This is a genomic window from Streptomyces sp. NPDC088810 (assembly GCF_044750305.1).
Taxonomy (GTDB): domain Bacteria; phylum Actinomycetota; class Actinomycetes; order Streptomycetales; family Streptomycetaceae; genus Streptomyces.
Genome location: NZ_JBIVJQ010000007.1, coordinates 97,968 through 113,291 on the forward strand (window position 1 = coordinate 97,968; position 15,324 = coordinate 113,291).

The window sequence follows — 15,324 nt, forward strand, 5'->3', positions numbered from 1 at the left end:
CGGGCACCGGGCGCAGCCCCGGGTACGAGCCGAACCACGGTGGCCCTCGCCACGCGGTGCCGGTTCCGGGGGTACGGGGGCGTCTCACGAGGCCCGTCGTGCACTTTCCGCCGCCACGCCGCCGTGGTGCGACGAGCGGTACGCCCTCCGCGCCGAGCCGTACCGCCCACCGGAACCCCGCGCGACGCCCCAGCACCCCGGTGCACCCCAGGCCGCTGTCCGCGCGCCTTGTCCACAGGCGGTGCGCGCAGTTTTCCACAGCGGTTGACACCCCACCGGGGCCCGGCACACCATGGACTACGCACGGACCGAACGATCGGTCGGGACGCTTCGCTCGGACAGAGTTCACCGCAGAGCCCGAGGTCAGGGGGACCGCATGGCCACAGCAGCCGCGCAGCGCACGGCACCGGACACCGTCGACACGGCGGCCTACCAGCAGGCCTTCGACGCGGCCGTGGCCGCCGACGAACGCATCGAACCGCGCGACTGGATGCCCGACGCCTACCGCGCGACCCTGGTCCGGCAGATCGCCCAGCACGCCCACTCCGAGATCATCGGCATGCAGCCGGAGGCCAACTGGATCACCCGTGCGCCCTCGCTGCGCCGCAAGGCGATCCTGATGGCCAAGGTCCAGGACGAGGCCGGCCACGGCCTGTACCTCTACAGCGCGGCCGAGACACTCGGCACCGGCCGCGACGAGCTGCTCGACAAGCTGCACGCCGGCCGCCAGAAGTACTCCTCGATCTTCAACTACCCCACCCTGACCTGGGCCGACGTCGGCGCGATCGGCTGGCTGGTGGACGGCGCCGCGATCACCAACCAGGTTCCGCTGTGCCGCTGCTCCTACGGCCCGTACGCCCGGGCGATGGTGCGGATCTGCAAGGAGGAGTCCTTCCACCAGCGCCAGGGGTACGAACTGCTGCTGGCCCTCAGCAAGGGCACCCCGGAACAGCACGCCATGGCCCAGGACGCGGTGGACCGCTGGTGGTGGCCGTCGCTCATGATGTTCGGCCCGCCCGACGACGCGTCCCAGCACTCCGCGCAGTCGATGGAGTGGAAGATCAAGCGCCACTCCAACGACGAGCTGCGCCAGCGCTTCGTGGACATCTGCGTCCCGCAGGCCGAGTCCCTGGGCCTCACCCTGCCCGACCCGGAGCTGCGGTGGAACGAGGAGCGGGGGCACTACGACTTCGGTCCGATCGACTGGACGGAGTTCTGGGAGGTCCTCAAGGGCAACGGCCCCTGCAACGAGCAGCGGATCACCCAGCGCAGGCGCGCCCACGAGGAGGGCGCCTGGGTACGGGAAGCAGCCGCGGCCTACGCGGCCAAGCACGCCGGCGACACCGGTGAGACGGGAGCGACGCGAGCATGAGCACCACCGACTGGCCCCTGTGGGAGGTCTTCGTGCGCTCCCGGCGCGGCCTCTCCCACACCCACGCCGGCAGCCTGCACGCGCCCGACGCCGAGCTGGCCCTGCGCAACGCCCGCGACCTGTACACCCGGCGCGGCGAGGGCGTCTCCATCTGGGTCGTCCCGGCCGCCGCGATCACCGCGTCCTCGCCGGACGAGAAGGACCCGTTCTTCGAGCCGGCCGCCGACAAGCCCTACCGGCACCCGACCTTCTACGAGATCCCGGAAGGGGTGAAGCACCTGTGACCGCCACCGGCCCCGCCACCGTCCCGGTGACCGCCGCGCTCGCCCTCGGCGACGACGCCCTGGTGCTCTCCCACCGTCTCGGGGAGTGGGCCGGGCACGCCCCCGTCCTGGAGGAGGAGGTCGCCCTCGCCAACATCGCCCTGGACCTGCTCGGCCAGGCCCGGGTGCTGCTGTCGCTGGCCGGCGACGAGGACGAGCTGGCCTACCTTCGGGAGGAGCGCGCCTTCCGCAACCTCCAGCTGGTCGAGCAGCCGAACGGCGACTTCGCGCACACCATCGCCCGTCAGTTGTACTTCTCCACGTACCAGCAGCTCCTCTACGCCGAACTCGCCGCGGGCGACGGCCCGTTCGCTCCGCTGGCCGCGAAGGCGGTGAAGGAGGTCGCCTACCACCGCGACCACGCCGAGCAGTGGACGCTGCGGCTCGGCGACGGCACGGAGACCAGCCACGAGCGGATGCGGCGGGCCTGTGACGCGCTGTGGCGGTTCACCGGGGAGATGTTCCAGCCGGTGGAGGGCCTCGACGCCGACTGGACCCGCTTGGAGAAGCGCTGGCTGGAGTCCGTCACCGACGTGCTGGGCCGGGCCGGCCTCACCGTTCCCGAGGGCCCGCGCACCGGCGCCTGGTCGGCGGGCGCCGGCCGGCAGGGCCTGCACACCGAGCCGTTCGGCCGGATGCTCGCCGAGATGCAGCACCTGCACCGCAGCCACCCGGGGGCGTCATGGTGACCGCCACCACCGCCCTGGAGGCGGAGCTGTTGGAGCTGGCCGGCGCGGTCCCCGACCCCGAACTGCCCGTGCTCACCCTGCGGGAGCTGGGCGTGCTCCGCGCGGTGCGCCTCCAGGGCAGCGACGCGGTGGAGGTCGACCTGACCCCGACCTACACCGGCTGCCCGGCCCTGGAGACGATGAGTCTCGACATCGAGCGGGTGCTGCGCGCCCACGGCCTGCGCGAGGTCACCGTCCGCACGGTGCTCTCCCCCGCCTGGTCGACGGACGACATCACCCCCGAAGGGCGCGAGAAACTCCGGGAGTTCGGCATCGCTCCCCCGCGCGTGCGCCACGACAGCGGCCCGGTGCCGCTGTCCCTCGGCCCGACCCGCACCCGCGACACGGACACCGCCACCGAACCGGTCCGCTGCCCGCACTGCGGTTCGGCCGACACCGAGCTGCTGAGCCGGTTCTCCTCCACCGCGTGCAAGGCGCTGCGCCGCTGCCTGGCCTGCCGTGAACCGTTCGACCACTTCAAGGAGTTGTGATGGCCCGCTTCCACCCGCTCCCGGTGGCCGCGGTCGACCGGCTCACCGACGACTCCGTCGCCCTCACCCTCACCGTCCCGCCCGAGCTGCGCGAGGAGTACCGGCACGCGCCCGGCCAGCACCTCGCACTGCGCCGCCGGGTCGACGGCAGGGAGATCCGGCGCACCTACTCGATCTGCTCCCCCGCCCCCGACCCGGCCGGCGAGGGCCCCAGCAGCCTGCGGGTGGGGGTGCGGCTGGTCGATGGCGGGGCGTTCTCGACGTACGCGCTCAAGGAGATCAACGTCGGGGACGAGCTGGAGGTGATGACCCCGGCGGGGCGCTTCACGCTGGAACCGGCGCCGGGTCTGTACGCGGCGATCGTCGGGGGCAGCGGCATCACCCCGGTGCTGTCCATCGTCGCCACGCTGCTGGCGCGCGAACCCGAAGCCCGGTTCTGTCTGGTACGCAGCGACCGTACGGCGGCCTCGACGATGTTCCTGGAGGAGGTCGCCGACCTGAAGGACCGCTATCCGGAGCGGCTGCAGCTGGTGACCGTGCTCTCCCGGGAGGAGCAGCAGGCGGGGCTGCCGTCCGGCCGGCTCGACCGGGAGCGGCTCATGGGGCTGCTGCCCGCGCTGCTGCCGGTGGAGCAGGTGGCGGGCTGGTTCCTGTGCGGGCCGTACGGGCTGGTGCAGGGCGCGGAGCAGGCGCTGCGCGAGCTGGGCGTGGCGCGGGGCCGGATCCACGAGGAGATCTTCCACGTGGACGCGGGATCGGCTCCGGCGGCCATGGTTCCGGCGCCCGCGCACAGCACCGTCACCGCGCGGCTCGACGGTCGCGGCGGCAGCTGGCCGGTGCGGGAGGGCGAGTCGCTGCTGGAGGCGGTGCTGCGCAACCGGCCGGACGCGCCGTACGCCTGCAAGGGCGGGGTGTGCGGGACCTGCCGGGCCTTCCTGGTCGCGGGCGAGGTGCGCATGGACCGCAACTTCGCGCTGGAGACGGAGGAGACGGAAGCCGGGTATGTGCTGGCCTGCCAGTCGCACCCGCTGACGGAAAGGGTGGAGCTGGACTTCGACCGCTGACGCATCCGTTCCCTTCTCCTAGAACCTGTTCTATCTTGACGCCCCGTCAGATCCACGCAGCAGCGTCCGGACGTCCGGACGCGCTGCCGGATGACCGGACCCGCCAGGAGGACAGGCCGTGGACTTCACCTTCACCGAGGAGCAGCGGGCGGCGGCCGAGGCGGCGCGGGGGGTGTTCGCCGGGGTCGCGCCGGACGCGGTGCCCAGCCCGGCGCTCACCACCGGCGCCGTGGCCGAGAGCTTCGACCGGGTGCTGTGGTCCCGGCTTGCCGACGCGGACCTGCTGAGTCTGCTGCCGGCCGAGGAGCACGGCGGTGCGGGCCTGGACGCGATCGCGCTGTGCCTGGTGCTGCGCGAGGCCGGCCGGGTGCTCGCCCGGGTGCCCCTGCTGGAACACAGCGCCGCCGCCGCGGCCGTGCAGGCCTATGGCGGCCCCGAGCAGGCGGACCGGCTGCTGTCCCGGGCCGGCCGGGGCGAGCTGGTGCTGACCGTCGCGGCACAGGGCCGTACCGGCCACGACCCGGCCGAGCAGGCCGTCGCCGCGCGGCGGGAGGGGCCGGCGTGGCTGCTGGACGGGGTGCAGACGGCGGTGCCGTGGGCGTACGACGCGGACCTGGTCGTCGTGCCCGCGCACGTCGAGGGCGCGGCGGGCGACCGGACCGTGCTCGCGCTGGTGCCGCGCGAGGCGGCGGGGCTGGTGCTCGCCGAGCAGGTCTCCACCAGCGGTGAGCGGCTTGCCGAGCTGCGGCTGCGGTCGGTCCGGGTGGAGCCCGGCGAGGTGATCGAGGCCGACGGCGCCTGGGAGTGGCTGCACGCGCTGCTGGTGACGGGCACGTGCGCGCTGGCGCTCGGGCTGGGCGAGCAGGTGCTGCGGATGACCGGCGAGTACACCGGCAAGCGGGAGCAGTTCGGGTATCCGATCGCGACGTTCCAGGCGGTGGCCGTGCAGGCCGCGGACCGGTACATCGACCTGCGCGCCATGGAGGCCACCCTGTGGCAGGCCGCGTGGCGGATCGCCTCGGGTGCCCCGGGGGCGCTGCCCGTCGCCGGGGACCTGGCGGTGGCGAAGATCTGGGCGGCGGAGGGGGTACGGCGGGTGGTGCAGACGGCACAGCATCTGCACGGCGGGTTCGGCGCCGACACCGACTATCCGCTGCACCGCTACCACGCCTGGGCCAAGCACCTGGAGCTGGCGCTCGGCCCGGCGGCGGCGTACGAGGAACGGCTCGGCGACCTCCTGGCCGCGCATCCCCTCGCCTGACACCGGACCGGCCCCCGTCCCACTCGACCGACAGGGGCCGTCAGGGCCGGACCTACAGGACGAAGCCCGGCTTGCCCTCGTCGGTGACGACCGGGCGGCCGGTGGTCTGCCAGTGCTGCATGCCGCCGTCGACGTTGACCGCGTCGATGCCCTGCTGGACCAGGTACATCGTGACCTGGGCGGAACGGCCGCCCGAGCGGCAGATGACGTGGACACGGCCGTCCTGCGGGGCGGCCTCGGTCAGCTCGCCGTAGCGGGCCACGAACTCGCTGACGGGAATGTGCAGGGCTCCCTCGGCGTGGCCCGCCTGCCACTCGTCGTCTTCGCGGACGTCCAGCAGAAAGTCGCCGTCCTTGAGGTCCGTGATCTGGACCGTGGGCACACCAGCTCCGAAATTCATGGCTCCGACGCTACCCGAAGCCCGGGGCGGGTCAGTCCTGTCCCAGCAGGGAGGCCAGTTCCGCCTCCCGCTGGGCGATGTCGCCGCGCAGCCGGCCGGCGATCTCGTCCAGCAGCCCGTCGGGATCGTCCGGGGCGAGCCGCAGCATGCCGGCGATCGCACCCTCCTCCAGTTCCCGGGCGACGAGGGTGAGCAGTTCCTTGCGCTGGGCGAGCCATTCGAGGCGGGCGTACAGCTCCTCGGCGGGACTCGGACGGCGCTCGGGCGGAACCGGCCCGGCCGCCCACTCCGCGGCCAGCTCCCTGAGCAGGGTCTCGTCACCGCGGGCGTAGGCGGCGTTGACCCGGCCGAGGAACTCCTCCCGCCGCTTCTGCTCCGCTTCCTCCTGGGCCAGGTCGGGGTGGGCCTTGCGGGCCAGCTCGCGGTAGAGCTTGCGGGCTTCCTCGCTGGGCCGTACCCGCTGCGGGGGCCGTACCGGCTGGTCGGTGAGCATGGCGACGGCCTCCGGGAACAGGCCGTCGCCGTCCATCCAGCCGTGCAGCAGGTCCTCCACGCCGGGCATCGGCAGCACCCGGGCACGGGCCTCCTGCGCACGGCGGATGTCCTCGGGGTCACCGGTGCGGGCGGCCTTCGCCTCGGCGATCTCGGCGTCCAGTTCCTCGATGCGGGCGTAGAGCGGGCCGAGGCGCTGTTCGTGCAGGCGGGCGAAGTTCTCGACCTCGACGCGGAAGGTCTCCACGGCGATCTCGTACTCGATCAACGCCTGCTCGGCGGCCCGCACGGCCTGTTCCAGCCGTTCCTCGGGGCGGGGGGCCTGGGACGGGTCGGCTTCCGGGGTCGTCACCCGCCCAGCGTAGCCGCTGCCCCCGGCTCGGACCGGGGTGCGGCTCCCCGCTCCCGGGAAACCCCTCACAACACCCCGGGAATCCCCTCAGACCCCCGGCTCGGCCTCGATCCGCCCCGCCCGGATGCCCGCGATCAGGTCGGCGTGGTCCGCCTCCGTGCGGTCGGCGTAGGCGACGGCGAAGGCGGCGATCGCCTCGTCCAGTTCCTCGTTCTTGCCGCAGTACCCGGCGATCAGCCGGGGGTCGGCGCTGTGGGAGTGGGCGCGGGCCAGCAGGGCGCCGGTCATGCGTCCGTAGTCGTCGATCTGGTCGGCGGCGAGGGCGGCCGGGTCGACGCTGCCCTTCCGGTTGCGGAACTGGCGCACCTGGTAGGGGCGCCCCTCCACGGTGGTCCAGCCCAGCAGGGTGTCGCTGACGACCTGCATCCGCTTCTGCCCGAGGACCACCCGGCGGCCCTCGTGCGGCACCGCGGGCGCCTCGAAACCCGCCGTGAGCAGGTGCGGGACGAGCGCGGAGGGGCGGGCCTCCTTCACCTGGAGGACCAGGGGCTCGTCGCGGTGGTCGAGGAGCAGGACCACGTAGGACCGGGTGCCGACGCTGCCGGTGCCGACCACGCGGAAGGCGACGTCGTGCACGGCGTACCGGGCGAGCAGGGGGTGGCGGTCCTCGCCGAGGGTGTCGACGTACGCCTCCAGGGACGCGGCGACCGCGGCGGCCTCGGCGTCCGGGACGCGGCGCAGCACCGGCGGGGCGGGCACGAACCGGCGTCCGCCGTCGGGCGCCGCCTCGGTCGACTTCGCGGCGAACCGGCCGCTGGTGTTGGCCCGGGCCTTCTCCGAGACCCGCTGGAGCGTGCCGAGCAGGTCGTGGGCGTCGGTGTGGGAGACGAGCTCCTCGTCCGCGATGGCGTTCCAGGCGTCGAGCACGGGCAGCTTGGCGAGCAGCCGCAGGGTGCGGCGGTAGGCGCCGGCCGCGTCCCGGGCCGCGGCGCGGCAGGTGTCCTCGTCGGCGCCCGCCTCCCGGCCGGCGAGCACCAGCGAGGCGGCGAGCCGCTTGAGGTCCCATTCCCAGGGGCCGTGCACGGTCTCGTCGAAGTCGTTGAGGTCGATGACGAGGTCGCCGCGGGCGTCGCCGTACAGGCCGAAGTTGGCGGCGTGCGCGTCACCGCAGATCTGGGTGCCGATCCGGGTCGTGGGGGTGCGGGCGAGGTCGTACGCCATGAGTCCGGCCGCGCCGCGCAGGAAGGCGAAGGGGGTGGCCGCCATCCGGCCCACGCGCAGCGGGGTCAGCTCGGGGATGCGGCCGGCGTTGGACCCGGCCACCGCGCTCACCGCGTCGGGCCGGGCGGCGTCCAGGTCGAGCGCGCCGTGGGCGGAGCGCGGCACGCTTCTCCGCAGCGCCTTGCCCTCCTCCTTCGGCGAGCCCTGCGGCGGCCACGGGGCGAACCCGCGCACCCGGGGCAGCCGGCGCGCACCCCCGTCCGCCGCGTCCGCCGCGCCCACACCGCTTCCGGTCACACCGACCGCCTCCCCCGAACCAGCCGAACGCACGGGCGCCGGCACGAACATCAACTCGGAGAGACCGTACAACCGGTGACCGAAACGCGTCAGACCCTGTGGAAAAGTCCGCCGGCGCGGCGGCTGCGGAGGGGCTGCCGTCACACGACCGTGCCGTACCCCTTCCACCCCGTCGCGATCTTCACACGGCCCCCAAACGAGCCCTTGCCGTTGCCGTCGCAGCGCCACACGGTGCCGGAGGTGTCGCGGGCCACGAGGTCCGCTCGGCCGTCACCGGTGAAGTCGCCGGCGCCGACGACCGCGTTGTAGGACGCGCCCCAGTCGGCGAACACCCTGACCCGGGCCTTGAAACCGCCCGTGCTCGTGGTGTTCGCCTCGTACCGCCACAGCTCGTTGGACGTGTCCTGGACGAGGAGGTCACCGCGGCCGTCGCCGTTGAGGTCACCGGCGCCGGTGATCTTCTTGTAGCCGGTCCAGTGCGAGGCGGTCTTCGTGCGGGCGGAGAGCTTGCCGCCGGCCGTGCCCTTGAAGAGGTAGACGTCTCCGGTCGAGGACTGGCGGCCGACCAGGTCGGGACGGCCGTCGCCGTTGACGTCGCCGGGGGAGGTGAGGACGTCGTACGCGTTCCAGCCGGAGGTGCCCAGCGAGGTGTACGGCGTGCCGGGCGTCGGGGCCTTGCCGCAGGCCGGGCGGTAGGCCCGCAGGGCGCCGCCGGTGCGGACCAGCACGTCGTTGCAGCGGTCGCCGTCCAGGTCGCCGAACGGCACCACCTGGGCGGTGGCCGGCCAGCCCGCGCCGGAGACCGTGCCGCCCAGCGTGCCCGTGCCGGTGCCGCGCCGGACGGTGAGGGTGCCGGAGGAGCTGAGGGTGAGGACGTCACCGACCCCGTCGTTGCCGGCGTAGTCGCGCGGTGTGGCGGCTCCCGCGGTCACCTTGACGTCTCCGGAGAGGGTGAGCGCGGCGCCCTGGCCGTCGGCGGGCCGGGCGGTGAGGGTCCAGGTGTAGGTGCCGTTGGTGACCAGGCGGCCCGCGCTGTCCCTGCCGTCCCAGGCGGCCGTCAGCTGCCCCCGGGCCGTGGCGCCGGAGAGCGTGCGGACGGTGGTGCCGGACGCCTTCCGACGGACGGTCACCTTCCAGTCGGCGGCGGGCTTGGACAGCCACCAGGTGCCGGACCAGTTCGCGGATCCCGCGGTGACCGTGGCGTCGACGGCCGTGAGGGGGGACGCCGGAACACCGGCCGGTACGACGTGCACGCGCTGGTCGCGGTCGGCGTAGGCGACGCCGCCGCCGAACCGGTCCACGGTCCAGCTGGTCCCGGCGCCGGTGTTCTCCCGGCCGATGTCGGTCCAGTCGGCGAGCTTGCGGCTCGGCAGGTCGGTGTGACTGCCGCCGGCCGGCAGCCCGTTGTGCAGGTCGAGCAGCCTCAGCCCGCTGTCCGACTGGGTGCCGGGAACCCGCTCGACCAGGTATCCGTCCCCGAGCAGGACCCGGCCGTCCGGGGCGGTGGAAGTGCGCTTGGTCGTACGGTCGTACAGGCCGGCGCCGTGTGCGTCGCCCCAGGTGTCCCGGCACACCAGTACACGAAGCGGTCCACGGCCTGGAGGTCGGACGGGGTGCAGCCGTTGCGCGTGGTGAAGGACTCGACGGCGGTCCCCGCGGGCAGCCGGGTGGCCGTGACCTTGCCGCCGCTCGCCGCGCCGCTCCACAGGGTGGAGCCCCACACGGCCGCGGCGGCCCGGTCGCGCTTGAGCAGGACCTTGCCGGACCCGGCGGTGGCGAACTCACCGATGTACTGCTTGCCGGAGGAGGCGCCGTCCACGACGGCGTACCGCCCGGAGAGGTCCGCGAGCTGCGGGGAGTCGTCGCCTGTGTCGAGGGTCGGGCCCCAGTCGGCGGCGCCGTTGGAGCGGAGCATGGTCAGGCCGGACTCGGTGGGGTCACGGCGGCCGTGGTGGCCGGTGCCGTCGGCGAACATCCGGATGCAGCGGGGCGTGGTCTCGTCGCAGGGCCCGTCCCAGCCGCTGACCAGCCCGTCCACGGTGGTCCGCGAAGGGCTCGGGGTGCCGCTCGTGGTGAGCCAGGTGCTGCGGTAGGCACCGATGACCGTGTGCGGCTCGTAGAGCGTGCTGTCGTCGGCGGTGGTGAGGATGCCGCTGCCGAGGGAGAGTCCGTGGACCTGCGCGGGCATCGGCTGTACGGCGGTCAGCCGGCTGCGGGTGACCGAGCCGTCGGCGCCCTGGGCGACCCGGTACACGCCCCAGTCGAGGTCGCCCCGGTCGACGTACTGCGCGGCGCCCGCCACCAGGACGGAGCCGTCCGGAGCCTGGACGAGCTGACGGGCGGCCGGGTCCATGACCTTGGTCAGGGCCGTGTCCGAGCCGTCGGAGCCGAGGGCGAACAGGGGCTGGCCCCGATACTTGTCGTCGCCCGGCGACATCGGCTCGACGCCCAGCAGTGCCGAGCCGACGACGCCGTAGGCGGCCTGGTACGACAGCGCACTCGTCTCCAGGGTGCGGGGCGCCGCGGCCGGGTCGGCCCGGTCGAACAGGTCCGCCTTGCCGCGTCCGGTGCGCAGCCGCAGCACCGAGCCGGGGCTCAGCCGGAAGCCGGTCACCTCCCAGCCCTCCTGCGGGCTGGGCCGGTCGGGCAGCGCCTCCGCCGCGCCGGTGGCGAGGTCGACGATGCTCCAGTGGCTGCCGTCCTCGGTCTGGTAGCGCAGGATGACGGACCGTGCGTCGCCGTCCTCGACGCGGATGTCGTGGGCGCCGCCGGGCAGCCCCGTCACCGGCGTCCCGCGGACCTCGCCGTCGTCGGCCCGTACGAGCTGAAAGGCGCCCGGGTTGCTCGTGCCGGTGAGGACGGTGTCCCCGAAGGTGCCCTCGTACGTGTGGCCCTCGGGCACCGGCACCACGGTGGTGCCACCGGAGGTTCCCGCGCCCCGGACGAGGGTGACCTGGGCGTCCTCCTCCGAGTAGAGGGCGACGGTGTCCGACCCGTCCCCGTAGTGGCCGGGTGCGAAGGAGACGTCCCCGAGGTAGGTGCCGTTGTCGATGTCGTACTGCAGCGGGACCGGCAGGCGCTGTTCCAGCGCGGTGGTGGTGCCGGTGGCGTAGTCCGTCCACAGGTACCGGTCGTCGCCCTCCTGCACCCACAGGAAGCCGCTGGTCCCGGCGTTGAGGATGCAGGTGAACCGGGGGACGGCCCGCGCGGCGGCGGGCAGCACCAGCTCCCCCGCGGAGACCGTGGGCGCGGCCGGCACCGCCGCCGCGGGCGTGGGCGCGAGGGGCAGGCCGAGGCCGAGCGCCGCCGCGAGGACGGCCGCGGTCCGTCGTACCGGGCGTGATCCGGGCCGGGGTCTGTGCCGGTGTGAGCCGAGTCGGGCCACCGTTCCTCCAGAGAGCAGGGGAGGCATGGGCGGAGGTACGGCAACGCTGCGCCCCTCCGGCCCCCCCGGCCGCTCCCCCCACGCGCGTGCGAGGAGGCTAACAGCATGAACATGACGCTCTGACCCGGATGTCGCTCCCGGGCACGGCGGCAACAGCGCGACCCAGCCCGTGAGATAGCTCACCAACGAGACCAACAGCGCCCGGCTGTGCCATCCCTCACACCTCGGAACACAACGAGAAACGGGCCCCTGCGGTGACTTCCGTCACCGGCAGAGACCCGTTTCATCGGTTTCTCTGTGCGCGAGGGGGGAGTTGAACCCCCACGCCCTTGCGGGCACTGGAACCTGAATCCAGCGCGTCTGCCTATTCCGCCACCCGCGCATTGGGTGTGTCTTCCGGCTCCTGCCCTTTCGGGCCGGCCCCTTCCGACACGCAGAACATTAGCACGCCGTACGGGGTGGATTCACATCGCTTCCCGCCCGTACCTTCCCCGCCACCAGGGCGCGCGCGGGACGGCGCTCGGACGGGCGTGCGTATCAGGGAGACGCGCTTCTCGTATCAACCTCGTACCGGTCCCGGTCATCTCCCCCGGAGGCGGACCGGGTCCACAGCCGGGTGCGGGACACTGGTTGCGGCCCGCCTCTACGATCCATGACAGCAGGACACGCGCCAGGAGTTCCAAGGGGAGCCGCTGGGGGAACCGGCTGATTGGCGGGCGCGTAGATACGATCAGTAAGCAGTACCGGCAGTACCCGGCAAGGCAGCGGCACAGAGCAGGCAAGACGACGGCAGGGACGGAGGAGGTGCCCCATGGGAGTCCTGAAGAAGTTCGAGCAGCGTCTCGAAGGTCTGGTGAACGGCACCTTCGCCAAGGTCTTCAAGTCCGAGGTCCAGCCCGTGGAGATCGCCGGAGCGCTCCAGCGGGAGTGCGACAACAACGCCACCATCTGGAACCGTGACCGGACCGTCGTACCCAACGACTTCATCGTGGAGCTGAGCGCGCCGGACTACGAGCGCCTCAGCCCCTACTCCGGGCAGCTCGGCGACGAGCTGGCCGGCATGGTGCGCGACTACGCCAAGCAGCAGCGCTACACCTTCATGGGTCCGATCAAGGTCAACCTGGAGAAGGCCGAGGACCTGGACACCGGCCTGTACCGGGTGCGCTCGCGCACCCTCGCCTCCTCCAGCAGTCAGCAGGCGGCGCCGCAGCCGCCCGCCGGACGCCCCGCGCAGAGCGCCCCGGGCGGTTACGGCTACCCGCCGGCCGCCCCCGCGGGCGTGCCCCCGATGCCGGCCGCGCCGCCGCCCGGCGCCCGCCCCGGCGGGTACGGCTACCCGCAGCCCGCCACCCAGCGGCCCGCCGCGGCACCGATGAGCGGCGCGCGCACCCGCTACTGGATCGAGATCAACGGCACCCGCCACCAGATCTCCCGCCCGACGCTGGTGCTGGGCCGCAGCACCGACGCCGACGTGCGGATCGACGACCCCGGCGTCTCCCGCCGGCACTGCGAGATCCGGACCGGAACGCCCTCGACGATCCAGGATCTCGGTTCCACCAACGGCATCGTGGTGGACGGGCAGCACACCACCCGCGCTACGCTCCGCGACGGCTCGCGGATCGTCGTGGGCAGCACCACCGTTATCTATAGGCAAGCCGAAGGGTGAAGCGGGGGCAATGTCAGAGCTGACCCTCACGGTCATGCGGCTGGGTTTCCTGGCCGTACTGTGGCTGTTCGTGATCGTGGCCGTGCAGGTCATCCGGAGCGACCTGTTCGGTACGCGCGTCACCCAGCGCGGATCGCGTAGGGAGGCGGCCCGGCCGCAGCAGTCCGGCCGGCAGCAGACCCGGCAGCAGGCCACTCCGCCGCCGCAGCGCGGCCAGCAGGGCGGCGGCCGCCGGGGCCGCAACACCCCCTCCAAGCTGGTCGTGACCGAGGGCACACTGACCGGCACCACCGTCGCGCTGCAGGGCCAGACGATCACCCTGGGCCGGGCGCACGACTCCACGATCGTGCTGGACGACGACTACGCCTCCAGCCGCCATGCCAGGATCTACCCGGACCGCGACGGCCAGTGGATCATCGAGGATCTCGGCTCCACCAACGGCACCTACCTGGACCGGTCCCGGCTGACGACCCCCACGCCGATCCCGCTGGGCGCGCCGATCCGCATCGGCAAGACCGCAATCGAGCTGCGGAAGTAGTGCTACGTCATGAATAAGCGCGAGCGGAGCGAGCACGCAGCGGCAGGCCGCCACCCGGTCTCCGGCGCGCTCCCAACCGGAGGGTGGGCAGTGTGGCTCGACACGACCGGCTGTACCCGGAGCCGACGGGCGAGGTGCGCATGAGTCTGTCACTGCGCTTTGCCGCCGGATCGCACAAAGGCATGATCCGGGAGGGCAACGAGGACTCCGGTTACGCCGGTCCGCGCCTGCTCGCCATCGCCGACGGCATGGGCGGCCAGGCCGCGGGCGAGGTCGCCTCCTCCGAGGTGATCTCCACCCTGGTCACGCTCGACGACGACGTGCCCGGCTCCGACATCCTCACCTCCCTCGGCGTCGCCGTGCAGCGCGCCAACGACCAGCTGCGCGCCATGGTCGAGGAGGACCCCCAGCTCGAAGGCATGGGCACCACCCTCACCGCGCTGCTGTGGACCGGCCAGCGGCTCGGCCTGGTGCACGTCGGCGACTCGCGCGCGTATCTCCTGCGTGACGGAGTGCTCACCCAGATCACCCAGGACCACACCTGGGTGCAGCGGCTGGTGGACGAGGGCCGGATCACCGAGGAAGAGGCCACCACCCACCCGCAGCGCTCCCTGCTGATGCGCGCCCTCGGCAGCGGCGACCACGTCGAGCCCGACCTGTCGATCCGCGAGGTCCGGGCCGGCGACCGCTACCTGATCTGCTCCGACGGCCTGTCCGGCGTGGTCTCCCACCAGACGATGGAGGAGACCCTCGCCAGCTACCAGGGCCCGCAGGAGACCGTGCAGGAGCTGATCCAGCTCGCCCTGCGCGGCGGCGGCCCCGACAACATCACCGTCATCGTCGCCGACGTGCTCGACCTGGACACCGGCGACACCCTCGCCGGGCAGCTGTCCGACCAGCCGGTCGTGGTCGGCGCCGTCGCCGAGAACCAGCACCACCTGCACGACAACGGCATCATGCAGACCCCGGCCGGCCGCGCCTCCCACCTGGGCCGCCAGGGCCAGGGGCACGGCGGCGGCGAGTTCGGCCCGCCCGGCTCCGGCGACACCACCGGCTACGTCCCGGCCGGCGGCTTCGGCGACTACGCCGAGGACGAGCTGACCAAGCCGCGCAAGCAGCGCAGATGGCTGAAGACCTCGCTCTACGGCGCCCTCGCCCTCGCCGTCGTCGGCGGCGGCCTGTACGGCGGCTACCGCTGGACGCAGACCCAGTACTACGTCGGCGCCAAGGACGAGCACGTCGCGCTGTACCGCGGGATCAGCCAGGACCTGGCCTGGGTGTCGCTGTCGAAGGTGGAGAGGGACCACCCCGAGATCGAACTCAAGTACCTGCCGCCGTACCAGCAGAAGCAGGTGAAGGCCACGATCGCGGAGGGCGGGCTGCAGGCGGCCCAGACCAAGGTCGAGGAGCTGGCCGTGCAGGCCTCCGCCTGCCGCAAGCAGGCCGAGCGCAAGGCCGCCGAGACCGCGAAGAACGCCCAGAAGAACGCCCAGAAGGGCGCCGGGAAGACCGGCGGCACCAAGGGCACCACCACGCAGACCGCCTTCACCAAGGCCTCCCCGACCCCGAACCCGTCGGCCTCGAAGACGTCACCGACGTCCCCGACGTCGCCGGCGTCCCCTTCGAAGTCTCCGTCCACGACCCCGTCCGCGACCCCCAGCCCCGGCCCCACTCTCTCGGAGGATGAGCAGAAGGTCGTCTCGCTGTGCGGTAAGCAGTAGGCAAGCCGTGAGA

At 73.1% G+C, this 15,324-nt stretch carries 14 protein-coding genes and 1 tRNA gene; 9 read left to right on the forward strand and 6 right to left on the reverse strand.

Annotated features, from left to right (window positions below; all coding sequences use genetic code 11):
- Positions 1-376: 376 nt before the first annotated feature.
- The 6 genes from paaA to ACIP4Y_RS22770 all read left to right on the forward strand — a co-directional run bounded on the left by paaA (position 377) and on the right by ACIP4Y_RS22770 (position 5,239).
- Entirely contained in the window at positions 377-1,372 is a 996-nt protein-coding gene (paaA, locus tag ACIP4Y_RS22745; protein ID WP_401396384.1) for a 1,2-phenylacetyl-CoA epoxidase subunit PaaA, read from the forward strand.
- The gene (gene paaB / locus ACIP4Y_RS22750) at positions 1,369-1,656 is read left to right on the forward strand and encodes a 1,2-phenylacetyl-CoA epoxidase subunit PaaB (RefSeq protein ID WP_014673816.1); all 288 of its coding nucleotides are present in this window, start codon (positions 1,369-1,371) and stop codon (positions 1,654-1,656) included. The genes paaA and paaB overlap by 4 nt, the downstream gene beginning before the upstream one ends.
- Before the next feature lie 26 nt (positions 1,657-1,682).
- Entirely contained in the window at positions 1,683-2,384 is a 702-nt protein-coding gene (gene paaC, locus ACIP4Y_RS22755; protein WP_401397035.1) for a 1,2-phenylacetyl-CoA epoxidase subunit PaaC, read from the forward strand.
- Positions 2,378-2,914, forward strand: coding sequence for a 1,2-phenylacetyl-CoA epoxidase subunit PaaD (paaD, locus tag ACIP4Y_RS22760; protein WP_401396388.1), 537 nt, complete (start codon positions 2,378-2,380; stop codon positions 2,912-2,914). Before paaC ends, paaD begins: the two co-directional genes overlap by 7 nt.
- On the forward strand, positions 2,914-3,978 hold the full coding sequence (locus ACIP4Y_RS22765; protein ID WP_401396391.1) for a 2Fe-2S iron-sulfur cluster-binding protein: 1,065 nt from the start codon (positions 2,914-2,916) through the stop codon (positions 3,976-3,978). Before paaD ends, ACIP4Y_RS22765 begins: the two co-directional genes overlap by 1 nt.
- 118 nt (positions 3,979-4,096) lie before the next feature.
- Positions 4,097-5,239: an acyl-CoA dehydrogenase family protein gene (locus tag ACIP4Y_RS22770; protein WP_401396394.1), complete on the forward strand. Its 1,143-nt coding sequence runs from the start codon at positions 4,097-4,099 to the stop codon at positions 5,237-5,239.
- Between the two features lie 52 nt (positions 5,240-5,291).
- Here the strand turns inward: ACIP4Y_RS22770 and ACIP4Y_RS22775 are convergent, their stop codons facing one another.
- From ACIP4Y_RS22775 to ACIP4Y_RS22800, 6 genes are all read right to left on the reverse strand, one after another.
- Complete coding sequence (locus ACIP4Y_RS22775; RefSeq protein ID WP_358636054.1) at positions 5,292-5,621, reverse strand: rhodanese-like domain-containing protein; 330 nt, start codon at positions 5,619-5,621, stop codon at positions 5,292-5,294.
- 49 nt (positions 5,622-5,670) lie between these two features.
- Entirely contained in the window at positions 5,671-6,483 is an 813-nt protein-coding gene (locus ACIP4Y_RS22780) for a hypothetical protein (protein WP_401396397.1), read from the reverse strand.
- An 87-nt stretch (positions 6,484-6,570) separates the two neighbouring features.
- Positions 6,571-8,052: a DUF2252 domain-containing protein gene (locus ACIP4Y_RS22785; RefSeq protein WP_401397038.1), complete on the reverse strand. Its 1,482-nt coding sequence runs from the start codon at positions 8,050-8,052 to the stop codon at positions 6,571-6,573.
- A gap of 89 nt (positions 8,053-8,141) precedes the next feature.
- Positions 8,142-9,302, reverse strand: coding sequence for an FG-GAP-like repeat-containing protein (locus ACIP4Y_RS22790; RefSeq protein WP_401397041.1), 1,161 nt, complete (start codon positions 9,300-9,302; stop codon positions 8,142-8,144).
- 122 nt (positions 9,303-9,424) lie between these two features.
- Entirely contained in the window at positions 9,425-11,386 is a 1,962-nt protein-coding gene (locus ACIP4Y_RS22795) for an ATP/GTP-binding protein (protein ID WP_401396400.1), read from the reverse strand.
- 298 nt (positions 11,387-11,684) lie between these two features.
- Positions 11,685-11,768 (reverse strand) — tRNA-Leu (locus ACIP4Y_RS22800).
- A 429-nt stretch (positions 11,769-12,197) separates the two neighbouring features.
- Here ACIP4Y_RS22800 and ACIP4Y_RS22805 point away from each other — a divergent pair.
- The 3 genes from ACIP4Y_RS22805 to ACIP4Y_RS22815 all read left to right on the forward strand — a co-directional run bounded on the left by ACIP4Y_RS22805 (position 12,198) and on the right by ACIP4Y_RS22815 (position 15,311).
- The gene (locus tag ACIP4Y_RS22805) at positions 12,198-13,052 is read left to right on the forward strand and encodes an FhaA domain-containing protein (protein WP_401396403.1); all 855 of its coding nucleotides are present in this window, start codon (positions 12,198-12,200) and stop codon (positions 13,050-13,052) included.
- Positions 13,053-13,062: 10 nt separating this feature from the next.
- Complete coding sequence (locus ACIP4Y_RS22810) at positions 13,063-13,590, forward strand: FHA domain-containing protein (protein ID WP_358635844.1); 528 nt, start codon at positions 13,063-13,065, stop codon at positions 13,588-13,590.
- A gap of 140 nt (positions 13,591-13,730) precedes the next feature.
- Complete coding sequence (locus ACIP4Y_RS22815; RefSeq protein WP_401397043.1) at positions 13,731-15,311, forward strand: Stp1/IreP family PP2C-type Ser/Thr phosphatase; 1,581 nt, start codon at positions 13,731-13,733, stop codon at positions 15,309-15,311.
- Positions 15,312-15,324: the final 13 nt, after the last annotated feature.

Bases quoted from the DNA above. Each gene is read 5' to 3' on its own strand.
- paaA (WP_401396384.1), top strand. From the start codon at position 377: ATGGCCACAGCAGCCGCGCAGCGCACGGCACCGGACACCGTCGACACG.
- paaB (WP_014673816.1), top strand. From the start codon at position 1,369: ATGAGCACCACCGACTGGCCCCTGTGGGAGGTCTTCGTGCGCTCCCGG.
- paaD (WP_401396388.1), top strand. From the start codon at position 2,378: ATGGTGACCGCCACCACCGCCCTGGAGGCGGAGCTGTTGGAGCTGGCC.
- ACIP4Y_RS22765 (WP_401396391.1), top strand. From the start codon at position 2,914: ATGGCCCGCTTCCACCCGCTCCCGGTGGCCGCGGTCGACCGGCTCACC.
- ACIP4Y_RS22785 (WP_401397038.1), bottom strand. From the start codon at position 8,052: ATGTTCGTGCCGGCGCCCGTGCGTTCGGCTGGTTCGGGGGAGGCGGTC.
- ACIP4Y_RS22805 (WP_401396403.1), top strand. From the start codon at position 12,198: ATGGGAGTCCTGAAGAAGTTCGAGCAGCGTCTCGAAGGTCTGGTGAAC.
- ACIP4Y_RS22810 (WP_358635844.1), top strand. From the start codon at position 13,063: ATGTCAGAGCTGACCCTCACGGTCATGCGGCTGGGTTTCCTGGCCGTA.
- ACIP4Y_RS22815 (WP_401397043.1), top strand. From the start codon at position 13,731: ATGAGTCTGTCACTGCGCTTTGCCGCCGGATCGCACAAAGGCATGATC.